Annotated in this window: 8 protein-coding genes; 4 read left to right on the top strand and 4 right to left on the bottom strand. The window is 69.2% G+C overall.

All coding sequences use genetic code 11. The features are described from left to right. Positions 1–39: 39 nt before the first annotated feature. From G3M57_RS20600 to G3M57_RS20590, 3 genes are all read right to left on the bottom strand, one after another. Positions 40–1,491, bottom strand: coding sequence for an NAD-dependent succinate-semialdehyde dehydrogenase (locus G3M57_RS20600; protein WP_163232699.1), 1,452 nt, complete (start codon positions 1,489–1,491; stop codon positions 40–42). Between the two features lie 7 nt (positions 1,492–1,498). Continuing rightward, a complete protein-coding gene (locus G3M57_RS20595; RefSeq protein WP_163232697.1) occupies positions 1,499–2,986 on the bottom strand; it encodes an aldehyde dehydrogenase in 1,488 nt (495 codons plus the stop codon). Between the two features lie 295 nt (positions 2,987–3,281). Next, positions 3,282–3,959 carry a GntR family transcriptional regulator gene (locus G3M57_RS20590; protein WP_163232695.1) on the bottom strand — a complete coding sequence of 226 codons (678 nt, stop codon included), beginning with the start codon at positions 3,957–3,959 and terminating at the stop codon, positions 3,282–3,284. Between the two features lie 115 nt (positions 3,960–4,074). On the opposite strand from G3M57_RS20590, the gene aptA reads away from it, so the two are divergent. The 4 genes from aptA to G3M57_RS20570 all read left to right on the top strand — a co-directional run bounded on the left by aptA (position 4,075) and on the right by G3M57_RS20570 (position 11,604). Continuing rightward, a complete protein-coding gene (gene aptA / locus G3M57_RS20585) occupies positions 4,075–5,394 on the top strand; it encodes an omega-aminotransferase AptA (RefSeq protein ID WP_163232693.1) in 1,320 nt (439 codons plus the stop codon). A gap of 83 nt (positions 5,395–5,477) precedes the next feature. Beyond that, positions 5,478–7,481, top strand: a complete 2,004-nt coding sequence (locus G3M57_RS20580; protein ID WP_163232691.1) for a tetratricopeptide repeat-containing sulfotransferase family protein — start codon at positions 5,478–5,480, stop codon at positions 7,479–7,481. A gap of 125 nt (positions 7,482–7,606) precedes the next feature. Continuing rightward, the gene (locus G3M57_RS20575) at positions 7,607–9,997 is read left to right on the top strand and encodes a TonB-dependent receptor (RefSeq protein ID WP_163232689.1); all 2,391 of its coding nucleotides are present in this window, start codon (positions 7,607–7,609) and stop codon (positions 9,995–9,997) included. 230 nt (positions 9,998–10,227) lie between these two features. Further along, positions 10,228–11,604, top strand: coding sequence for an amino acid permease (locus G3M57_RS20570; protein ID WP_163232687.1), 1,377 nt, complete (start codon positions 10,228–10,230; stop codon positions 11,602–11,604). Here the strand turns inward: G3M57_RS20570 and G3M57_RS20565 are convergent. Next, positions 11,601–11,870: a GNAT family N-acetyltransferase gene (locus G3M57_RS20565; RefSeq protein ID WP_056761260.1), complete on the bottom strand. Its 270-nt coding sequence runs from the start codon at positions 11,868–11,870 to the stop codon at positions 11,601–11,603. The genes G3M57_RS20570 and G3M57_RS20565 overlap by 4 nt on opposite strands. Positions 11,871–11,897 lie beyond the last annotated feature (27 nt).

The following is an 11,897-nucleotide window of genomic DNA, read 5'->3' as shown; positions in this document are numbered from 1 at the left end:
GGGATGACGAGGTTGAAAGGGAATGGGCGGTGAAAAACCTCATCCCACCCCGCCAAAGCACAGGTACTTGGTCTCCAGGTACTCGTCCAAGCCCTCCGAAGACCCCTCGCGGCCCAGGCCCGAGTCCTTGACGCCGCCGAACGGGGCCACCTCGGTGGAGATGATGCCTTCGTTGATCCCGACCATCCCCGCCTCGATAGCCTCGGCCACCCGCCAACAGCGGGCGACGTCGCGGCTGTAGAAGTAGGAGGCCAGGCCGAACGGCGTGGCGTTGGCCAGGTCGATGGCGTCCTGCTCGGTGTCGAACTTCACGATCGGCGCGACCGGGCCGAAGATCTCCTCCTGGAACAGGCGCATGTCGGGCGTGGCGCCGGTCAGCACGGTGGGCTGCCAGAACAGGCCGCCGAGTTCGTGACGGTCGCCGCCGACCGTGGCCGTCGCGCCCTGCTCAACGGCCTCACGCACCAGCTTTTCGACCTTGGCGATGGCCTTGTCGTTGATCAGCGGGCCGATGGTCACGCCCTCGCCCGTGCCCGGACCGACCTTCAAGGCCGCGACCTTCTCGGTCAGCCTCGCCACGAAGGCGTCATGGATGCCGACCTGCACCAGCAGCCGGTTGGCGCAGACGCAGGTCTGGCCGGTGTTGCGGTACTTGCTGGCGATCGCCCCGTCGACGGCGGCCTCGAGGTCGGCGTCGTCGAAGACGATGAACGGCGCGTTGCCGCCCAGCTCCAGGCTGAGCTTCTTCATCGTGCCCGCGCACTGGGCGTAGAGCGTCTTGCCCACTGGGGTCGAGCCGGTGAACGACAGCTTGCGCACCCTGGCGTCGTCGCACAGGGCCTTGCCGATGCCGGCGCTGTCCTTGCCGGTGACCACGTTCAGCACGCCGGCCGGCACGCCCGCCTCGACCGCCAACCGCGCGACGGCCAGGGCGCACAGCGGGGTCTCGGCCGCCGGCTTGACCACCACGGTGCAGCCGCTGGCCAGGGCCGGCCCGACCTTGCGGGTGATCATGGCGATCGGGAAGTTCCACGGCGCGATGGCCGCGCAGACCCCGACCGGCTGCTTGATCGACACCAGGCGTTTCCCTGGTAATGGGCTGGGGATCGCATGACCGTAGGCCCGCTTGGCCTCCTCGGCGAACCAGTCGATGAACGCCGCGCCGTACGACACCTCGCCCCGCGACTCGGCCAGCGGCTTGCCCTGCTCGGCGGTCATCAGCCGGGCCAGGGCCTCGGCATGCAGCAGCATCAGGTCCGACCACTTGCGCAGGATCGCCCCGCGGTCCTTGGCGCTGCGGGCGGCCCAGGCCGGGAAGGCGCGGTGGGCGGCCTCGATGGCCACCTTGGTCTCCGACGCCCCCAGGTCGGCCACCTCGGCGATCACCGACCCGTCGGCCGGGTTCAGCACCTGGAAGGTGGTCTCACTCTCGATCCACAGGCCGTCGATGAAGGCGGCGGTTTCGACAAGTTCCAGAGTCTTGAAGGTCATTGGGACATCACCTCAGCGTCACGGACACCGACTTCAGGTCGGCGTACTTGTGCAACGCGTGAAGGCTGCGGTCGCGGCCGAAGCCCGACTGCTTGAAGCCCCCGAACGGCATGGTGATGTCGCAGGCGTCCCAGCCGTTGATCCAGACCAGACCCGCCTTCAGCCGCCGGGCGCAGGTCAGGGCGCGGTTGATGTCCGACGTCCACAGGCCGGCGGCCAGGCCGTAGACGGTGTCGTTGGCCAGGCCGATCGCCTCGTCCGGATCCTTGAAGGTCTGCACGCCCAGCACCGGGCCGAACACCTCCTCGCGGGCCAGGGTGTGGTCGGGCGCAAGCCGGTCGAAGATTGTGGGCTCGACATAGAAGCCGCCGGTCTCCTGGCGCACCCGCGATCCGCCCAGTAGGCGGCGCGCGCCCTGGCTGTCGGCGGTGGCGATATAGTCCAGGGCGGTGTTCATCTGCCGCTCGCTGACCATGGCCCCGAAGCTGGTCTCCGGATCCAGCGGGTCGCCGGGGACCATCGTCTTCGCCACAGCGACCACCTTCTCGAGGAAGGCGTCCTTGATCGAGTCCTGCACCAGCAGGCGCGAGGCCGCGGTGCAGACCTCGCCCTGGTTATAGAACACGCCCCAGGCGGCGGCCGAGGCGGCGGCGTCCAGGTCCGGACAGTCGGCGAAGACGATCTGGGGCGACTTGCCGCCCAGTTCCAGCGACACGCGCTTGAGGTTCGAGCGGGCCGAATATTCCATCAGTCGCCGGCCCACCGGGCCCGAGCCGGTGAAGGCGATCATGTCGACGTCCATCGACAGGGCCAGGGCCTCGCCGGCCACCCCGCCCAGGCCGGGGACCACGTTCAGCACGCCCGGCGGCAGCCCGGCCTCCAGGGCCAGCTCGCCCAGCTTCAGGGCGGTCAGCGGCGACTGCTCGGCGGGCTTGAGGACGACGGAATTGCCCATGGCCAGGGCCGGGGCCACCTTCCACATCGCCATGTGCAGCGGGAAGTTCCACGGCACGATGGCGCCGATCACGCCCAGCGGCTCGTGCACGGCCCAGCTCAGCCGGTCGATCGGCGAGCTCCCGACCTCGCCATAGATCTTGTCCAGGGCCTCGGCGTACCAGCGGGTGGTGCCGATCGCCAAGGGGATGTCGACGGCGCGGGCGTCGCGGATCGGCTTGCCGGTGTCGACGCTCTCCAGCAGGGCCAGTTGCTCGGCGTCGCGCTCCATCAGCTCGGCCAGCTTGAACAGCACCGCCTTCTTGGCGCGCGGGCCCTGGTCGCGCCAGCGGCCGTCCTCGAAGGCGGCGCGGGCGCCGGCCACGGCGCGGTCGACGTCCTCGCTTTGGCAGGCGGCGACCTGGTTCAGCACCGTTCCGTCGCGCGGCGAGACGTTGTGGAAGGTCATGCCCGACGCCGCCTCGACCAGCGCGCCGTCGATCACCGCCCGGCCGGGCAGGGCCAGGGTCTTGAGAACGTCGATCGGGCTGGCGGCGGTCAAGGGAGAGCTCTCGGTGAATTGTGATCACAGTTTGCGGTGGCGGGGCGGCTGTCAAGGTGGGGCGGGTTGACGCCAAGAGCGTTTGACGAGGTTGCGTCTTTCGCGCTCACCGCCCCCTCCGCGCTCGTCATCCTCGGACTTGTTCCGAGGACCCCTGGTTCAGCCTTGCTGCCGAAAACAGAACGCGCGCGGCGTTCGCGGCGCCCCCTCTCCGGAGGACAGCGCGGCGGCGCCAGGGGTCCTCGGAACAAGTCCGAGGATGACGGACGTTGGGGATAACAGCTCAAAAGGGAGCTCACCGCCCCGCCTCCACCGCCATGCGCATCTTGTCCATGCCCTCCGACAGGTCGGCGGCGATCGCCCGGCGGGCGGCCTCGGCGTCGTGGGCCTTCAGCGCCTCCATGGCCTCGGCGTGGCGGTCGGCGACTAGGCCGTCGGCGCCGACCCGGCCGAACACCACCCGCATGAACGGCCCGATCTGCAGCCACAGCCCACCGGCCATGGCCAGCAGCACCTCGGCCTCGGCCCGCGCGTAGAGGGCGAAGTGGAAATCGTGGTTGGCGGTCATGTAGGCGTCGACGTCGCCCAGCCGCAGGGCGTCGTCGACGGCCGCGTCCAGCTCGCGCAGGCGCTTGAGCAGGGCGGCGTCGGCGTGGGGCGCGGCGCGGGCGGCCAGTTCGGGCTCGATCCACAGCCGGGCCTGGGACAGCTGGTCCAGGCGATCGGCGGTCAGGGAGGGCACGCTCAGGCGCTTGTTGGCGGGGTTGATTTCGAGCGCCCGCTCGGCTGACAGCCGCCGCACCGCGTCGCGCACCGGCATCGGCGACACCCCCAGCTCGGCCGCCAGGCTGCGCAGGGACACCCCGACGCCGGGCGCGATACGGCCGGTGATCAACGCCTGGCGAATGGCCTCGTAGACCTGGTCGTGGACGGCCAGGCTGTCGGCGAGGGGCTTGCGGGTTTGCGTGCTCATGCCTCTCCCCCTTTTAAATCCATTCATCCCGGCTTTCGCCGGGATGAATGGAGGCAGGGCTGGACAGGAGACCTCCAATTGCGATCACAATGCAAGCCTGATCCGGAGTTCTCCCATGGCCGACATCCGCGCCAACGACCTCGACGCCTTCTGGATGCCGTTCACCCCCAACCGGCGGTTCAAGGCCCAGCCGCGGATGCTGGCCCGCGCCGAGGGCATGCACTACGCCACGCCCGAGGGCCGCCAGGTACTGGACGCCACCTCGGGCCTGTGGTGCGTCAACGCCGGCCACAACCGCCCCAGGATCGTCGAGGCCATCCGCCGCCAGGCCGGCGAGATGGACTATGCGCCCAGCTTCAACATGGGCCATCCCGCCGCCTTCGCCTTCGCCAGCCGCATCGCCCAGATCACCCCGCCGGGCCTGGACCGGATCTTCTTCACCGGCTCGGGCTCGGAGTCGGTCGACACCGCCCTGAAGATCGCCCTGGCCTATCATCGGGCCCGCGGCAAGGGGACCAAGACCCGGCTGATCGGCCGCGAGCGCGGCTATCATGGCGTCGGCTTCGGCGGCATCTCAGTGGGGGGCATCCCCAAGAACCGGATGTATTTCGGCTCGCTGCTGACCGGCGTCGACCACCTGCCCCATACGCACGGCGTGGCCGGCAACCTGTTCAGCCAGGGCCTGCCCAAGAACGGCGCCGAGCTGGCCGACGCGCTCGAAGGGATCGTCGCCCTGCACGACGCCAGCAACATCGCCGCGGTGATCGTCGAGCCGGTGGCCGGCTCGACCGGGGTGCTGGTCCCGCCCGAGGGCTACCTGCAGCGCCTGCGGGCGATCTGCGACCGGCACGACATCCTGCTGATTTTCGACGAGGTGATCACCGGCTTCGGCCGGGTGGGCGCGGCCTTTGCGGCCGAGCGGTTCGGGGTGACGCCGGACATGATCTGCATGGCCAAGGGCCTGACCAACGCCGCCGTGCCGGCCGGGGCGGTGGCGGCGTCGGAAGGCGTCTACCAGGCGATGATGGACGGCGCCGACGCCCCGATCGAGCTCTTCCACGGCTACACCTATTCGGCCCACCCCCTGGCCTGCGCGGCGGGGATGGCGGCGCTGGAGGTCTACCAGGAGGAGGGGCTGTTCGCCCGGGCGCTGGAGATGGAGCCCTACTGGCGCGCGGCGGTGCATTCGCTGAAGGACGCCCGCCATGTGGTCGACATCCGCGACTTCGGCCTGATCGCCGGGATCGAGCTTGAGCCAAGGCCGGGCGCGCCCACCGCCCGGGCGCTGGCGGCCTTCGAGACGGCCTTCGACCAGGGTTTGCTGATCCGCGTGACCGGCGACATCATCGCCCTGTCGCCGCCGCTGATCATCGAGAAAAGCCAGGTGGACCAGGTGGTGGAGACCATCGGGGCGGTGCTGAGCGGCGTGGATTAACCCTGGACGCCGCCGCGCGCCGGCTCCCGGAGGCGGCGGGATCGACCGTTGACATCCCCAGCCCCCCGTCCTCCCATCCGCCCATGACCACCGCCACCACCGAGCCCTCCGGCAGCGTCGCCACCGCCCTGGCCCACGGCTGGCGGCTGCTGGACCTGGATCCGCGGGGGGCGGTGGAGCAGGCGATGGCGATCCTGGAGGCCGTGCCGCGCCACGCCGAGGCCACCCTGATCCTGGCCGCGGGCTTGCGGCTGTCCGGCGACGTCGCCCAGGCCTTGCGGGTGGTCGAGCCGCTGTCGCGGGCCTTCGCTCAGTCGCCGCCGATCCAGCTGGAGCACGGCCGGATCCTGGCCGCCGACGGCCACACCCAGGCCGCCGTCGCCGCGTTCAAGCGGGCCGTCGCCGCCGATCCCGACCTGGCCGAGGCCTGGCGCGGCTTGGCCGAGGCGTTGGAGCTGCTCGGCGACGAGACCGGCGCCCAGGCCGCCCGGGCTCGGCAGATCAAGGGCGGGGTCCGCGACCCGGTGCTGATGACCGCCGCCGCCGCCCTGGTCGACGGCGAGCCGGGCAGGGCCGAGACGGTGCTGCGCGAGCTGATGGCCGTTCGTCCCGCCGAGCCGGCGGCGATCCGCATGCTAGCCGAGGCCGTGGCCCGGCAGGGCCGCGAGGTGGAGGCCGAGGCCCTGCTGCAGGACTGCCTGAAGCTGGCCCCCGCCTTCACCGGCGCCCGCTACAACCTGGCCACCCTGCACTACCGCCTGGGGCGGTCGACGGAGGCCCTGGCCCAGCTGGACAGACTGCTGGCCGACGAGCCGCGCCATCCGGGCTACCTGAACCTGAAGGCCGCCTGCCTGGCGCGAATCGGCGAATATGCCCAGGCCATCGCCATCTACGAGGACGTGCTGGCCCGCCATCCGCAGCAGCCCAAGGGCTGGATGAGCTATGGCCACGCCTTGAAGACCGTGGGCCGCTCGGCCGATTGCGCGGCCGCCTACCGCAAGGCCGTCGATCAGGCTCCGTCCCTGGGCGAGGCCTGGTGGAGCCTGGCCAACATGAAGACCTATCGCTTCAGTGAGGCCGACCTGGCGGCCATGGAGGCGCAGCTGGCCCGGGAAGACCTGGCCCACGACGACCGCCTGCATCTGGACTACGCCCTGGGCAAGGCCCACGAGGACGCCGGCCGCTACGCCGAATCGTTCGCCCATTACGCCCGCGGCGCGACCCTGCGTCGGGCTCAGGTCCCCTACGACCCGGCGGTGATGACCCGCCACGTGGCGCGCTGCAAGACGGTGCTGACGGCGCAGCTGTTCGCGTCGCGGGCCGGGCAGGGCTGCCCCGCGCCCGACCCGATCTTCGTGCTGGGCCTGCCGCGCGCCGGCTCGACCCTCGTCGAGCAGATCCTGGCCAGCCACTCGACGGTGGAGGGCACGATGGAGCTGCCCGACGTCACCGCCATGGCCCGGCGGCTGAAGGACGAGTCGCCCTATCCCGAGGTGCTGGCCACGCTGAGTCCGGAGGATCTCAAGGCGCTGGGCGAAGAGTTCCTCGAGCGCACCCGGGTGCAGCGCAAGACCGACCGGCCGCTGTTCATCGACAAGATGCCCAACAACTGGGCCCATGTCGGGCTGATCGCCCTGATGCTGCCGAACGCCAAGATCATCGACGCGCGGCGCCATCCCCTGGGCTGCTGCTTCTCGGGGTTCAAGCAGCACTTCGCCCGGGGCCAGAACTTCAGCTACGGCCTGGAGGACATCGGCCGCTACTACGCCGACTATGTGGAACTGATGGCCCATGTCGACGCCGTCCTGCCGGGACGCGTGCACAGGGTGATTTACGAATCGATGATCGAGGATCCGGAGCGGGAGATCCGCGCCCTGCTGTCCTATTGCGGCCTGCCGTTCGAAGAATCGTGCCTGAATTTCCACGAAAACGACCGCGCCGTGCGCACCGCAAGCTCAGAACAGGTTCGTCGTCCCATCTTCAAGGACGCGGTCGAGCATTGGCAAAACTACGAATCATGGCTGGACCCGCTGAAGACCGCCCTGGGACCTGTCCTGGCCAGTTATCCCGCCGCGCCTGAATTTTGATCAGCCGCTCAGAACCCTGCCATTTCTGCAACAGTCGGCCGAATTGACGCGCGTTTGAATTTTGCGCCTTGCCGGCTCAAATCAGCCAGAAGAGCATCGTTCTCCGAACAGTTCGGGGAGCCGATATGACGTCCACAACGCGTAACAAGACCGCCCTTTCGAAAGGCGGCCTGCTGACCACCGCGCTTCTCGCCTCGACCATGCTGACGGCGGTCGCCGCGCAGGCTCAGGCCCAGACCGCCCCCCAGGGCGCGGTCGCCCTGGACGAGGTGGTGGTCACCGCGCAGAAGCGCTCGGAAAACCTGCAGGACGTACCCGTCAGTATCCAGGCGCTCGGCCAGGCCAAGCTGGACCAGCTGCACGTCGCCAGCTTCACCGACTATGTGAAGTACCTGCCCAGCATCTCGTTCCAGACCACCTCGCCGGGCTTCTCCAACGTCTATTTCCGCGGCGTGGCCAGCGGCGGCGACGGCAACCACTCCGGCTCGCTGCCCAGCGTCGGCGTCTATCTGGACGAGCAGCCCGTCACCACCATCCAGGGCGCGCTGGACATCCACATCTACGACATCGCCCGGGTCGAGGCGCTGTCGGGGCCGCAGGGCACGCTGTACGGCGCCAGCTCCCAGGCCGGCACCCTGCGGATCATCACCAACAAGCCCAGCACCGCCGGCTTCAGCGCCGGCTACGACCTGGAAGCCAACACCATCGCCCATGGCGACCAGGGCTACACGGCCGAGGGCTTCGTCAACCAGCCGCTCAGCGACAAGGTCGCCGTGCGCCTGGTGGGCTGGGCCGAGCACCAGGGCGGCTATATCGACAACGTCGCCGGCTCGCGCACCTATCCCACCTCGGGGATCACGGTCACCAACGCCGACCGGGTCAAGAAGGACTACAACGACGTCGACCTCTATGGCGGCCGGGCGGCGATGAAGATCGAAGCCGGCGACAACTGGGTGATCACGCCCCAGGTCATGGGCCAGATCGAGAAGGTCGGCGGGGTGTTCGCCGAGGATCGCAGCCTGGGCGCGCTGAAGGTCGCTCACTACTATCCGGAGAACTCCAAGGACAAGTGGTGGCAGGCGGCCATGACCGTCGAGGGCAAGGTCAGCAACCTCGACGTGGTCTATGCCGGCTCGTACCTCGACCGCGACGTCGACACCCGCCAGGACTACACCGACTACTCGTTCTTCTACGACACCCTGGCCGGCTACGGCGCCTACTGGACCGACGACGCGGGCAATCCGGTCGATCCGTCGCAGTACATCATCGGCCACGACGCCTACATGAAGGCCAGCCACGAGCTGCGCGTCTCGACCCCGCAGGAAAACCGCTTCCGCGTCGTCGGCGGCCTGTTCTACCAGCGCCAGACCCACGGCATCACCCAGAACTATCGGATCGACGACATCGGCGACTCGATCTCGGTGCCGGGCTATCCGGGCACGATCTGGCTGACCAAGCAGAAGCGCATCGACCGCGACAGCGCCGCCTTTGGCGAGGTGGCGTTCGACATCACCGACAAGCTGACCGTGACCGGCGGCATCCGCTTCTTCAAGTCCGACAACAGCCTCAAGGGCTTCTACGGCTACGGGGCGGGCTACGGCTCGACGGGAGAGAAGGCCTGCTTCACCGGCCCCGAAATCGAGGGTTCGCCCTGCACGAACCTCGACAAGCGGGTCAAGGAGAAGGGCGACAGCAAGAAGATCAACCTCACCTACAAGATCGATCCCGACAAGCTGGTCTATGTCACCTATTCCGAGGGGTTCCGGCCGGGCGGCATCAACCGGCGCGGCACCCTGCCGCCCTACCAGTCCGACTTCCTGAAGAACTACGAGTTCGGCTGGAAGACCACCTGGGCCGACAACCGCTTCCGCTGGAACGGCGCGGTGTTCCACGAGACCTGGAACGACTTCCAGTTCTCGATCGTCGGGGCCAACGGCCTGACCGAGATCAAGAACGCCGTCTCGGCCGAGATCAACGGCGCCGAGACCGACTTCAGCTTCGCGGTAATGCACGGCCTGACCTTGAACGGGGCGGCGACCTATATCGACGCCAAGCTGAAGGGGACCTATTGCGGCAAGGTCGACCCGGCCACGGGCCAGCCGATCACCGACTGTCCGGTCGACCTGGACGAATATCCCGAGCGCGCGCCGGACGGCCAGAGCCTGCCGGTCACGCCCAAGTTCAAGGCCAACCTGAACGCCCGTTACGAGTTCGACCTGGGCGGCTACGACGCCTTCGTCCAGGGCGGGATCGTCGGCCAGAGCGGCGCCTGGGCCGACCTGCGCACCTTCGCCCGCGAAGTGCTGGGCAAGCAGGCCGGCTACATCACCACCGACCTGTCGGCCGGGCTGGGCCGCGACAGCTGGACCTTCTCGGCCTATGTCGTGAACCTCAACGACAGCCGGGCCAGCCTGACCCGCAGCACCGAATGCGTCGAATCCGTCTGCGGCGCCGAGGTCTATTCGGTGCCCCTGCGGCCGCGCACCATCGGGGTGAAGTTCGGACAGAAGTTCTGATCGCGAACAGGGACAGTTTTGGGGACATGCTCATGGGCATGTCCCCATTCAATCATCCGCTCATCCCGGCGAATGCCGGGACCCAGATCCCATGACACTGAGGTTGATTGGACGAGCTCAGCGCTCCTGGCGTCAGCTTCAAGGCCATTCCATCTGGGTCCCGGCATTCGCCGGGATGAGCGGCGTCTGAGGGCATGGACGAACCTCCGTTCCCGTGAAAGCCTGACCGCATGACGACGGCCCGACAGAAGGTCCCGATCCCCAAGATCACGGCCCCCCGCGCCCTGGGCTTCTGGATGTGCACGGCCCTGGTGATCGGCAACATGATCGGCTCGGGGGTGTTCATGCTGCCCGCGTCCCTGGCCCCCTACGGCTGGAACGCGGTGTTCGGCTGGCTGCTGACCATCGGCGGGGCCCTCTGCCTGGCCGTGGTGTTCGCGGGGCTGGCGCGCGAGTTCCCCAAGGCCGGCGGGCCCTACGCCTACACCCAGGAGGCCTTCGGGCCGCTGGTCGGGTTCATGGTGGCCTGGAGCTACTGGATCTCGCTGTGGGTCGGCAACGCGGCCATCGCCACGGGGGCGGTCAGCTACCTGTCGGCGATCTTCCCGGCCATCGCCCGGGTCCCGGGCATGCATCTGCTGATCACCCTGGGCGCGGTCTGGCTGCTGGTCGGGGTCAACATCGCCGGCGCCCGCCTGGCCGGCGGGGTCCAGGTGGCGACCACCGTGCTGAAGCTGCTGCCGCTGGTGGCGGTGGCCGGCCTGGCCTTCTGGGTGATCGGCCGCGACCACGGGGCCAGCCTGACGCCGTTCCGCGCGTCGGACATCCATCCGGGCGGGATCACCGCCGCCGGCGCCCTGACCCTATGGGCGCTGCTGGGCCTGGAATCGGCCACCGTGCCGGCCGGCAAGGTGGTCGACCCGGTCCGCACCATCCCCCGCGCCACCCTGGTGGGCACGGTGTTCACGGGCGTGATCTACCTGCTGGTCTGCTCGGCGGTGGTGCTGCTGACCCCAGCCGACGCGCTGAAGGTCTCCAACGCCCCGCTGGCCGACTTCGTCAGCCTCCACTGGGGCGGCGGCGCCGGCAAGGTCCTGGCCCTGTTCGCGGCGATCAGCGCCTTCGGGGCCCTGAACGGCTGGGTGCTGCTGCAGGGCGAAATGCCCTACGCCATGGCCCGGGGCGGGGTGTTTCCGGCCTTCCTGGCCAAGGAGTCGACGAACGGCGCGCCGGTTCGCGCCCACCTGTTGTCGGCCGGCTTCCTGACCGTGCTGGTGCTGATGAACTACGCCAAGTCGATGGCCGATCTGTTCACTTTCATCGCCCTGGTGGCCACCACGGCCTCGCTGTTCGCCTACCTGGCCTGCGCCCTGGCGGCGCTGAAGCTGCAGGCCACGCGGCGCATCGCCCCGACCACGGCTCTGACCGTGATCGCCATCCTGGCCGGCCTCTATTCGGTCTGGACCCTGGTGGGGGCGGGCGGCGAGGCGGTGCTGCTGGGCCTCGGCCTGCTGGTCGTCGGGGCGCCGTTCTACTGGCTGACGCGGGGCGGGTCCTTTACCTCCAACCCTCCCGGCGAAGGCCGGGAGCGGCGGATCAAGAGTTAAGCGATCATCTCCGGATCGTTCCGCCGCAGCCAGGCCGAGGCGTAGCTGCAGAGCGGCACGATCTTCATGCCCTCGCTGCGGGCGGTCTGGGCCACCTGCCGCATCAGGCGTCCGGCGGCGCCGGTGCCGCGCAGGGCGGGGTCGGCCTCGACATGGGGGATGACCAGCCGATGGCCGCTGCGCTGGTAGTCGGCGAAGGCGATGCGCCCGTCGACCTCCAGTTCGTAGCGGCTCTTGGCGGGGTTGTGGCTGAAGGCGTCGGTCATGACTCGCATATGGGCTGGACGGCGCGC

Source organism: Caulobacter rhizosphaerae (genome assembly GCF_010977555.1).
GTDB classification, from domain to species: Bacteria; Pseudomonadota; Alphaproteobacteria; order Caulobacterales; family Caulobacteraceae; genus Caulobacter; species Caulobacter rhizosphaerae.
The sequence above is the reverse complement of the archived record's forward strand: the minus strand, read 5'-3'. Positions and strand labels throughout refer to the sequence as shown.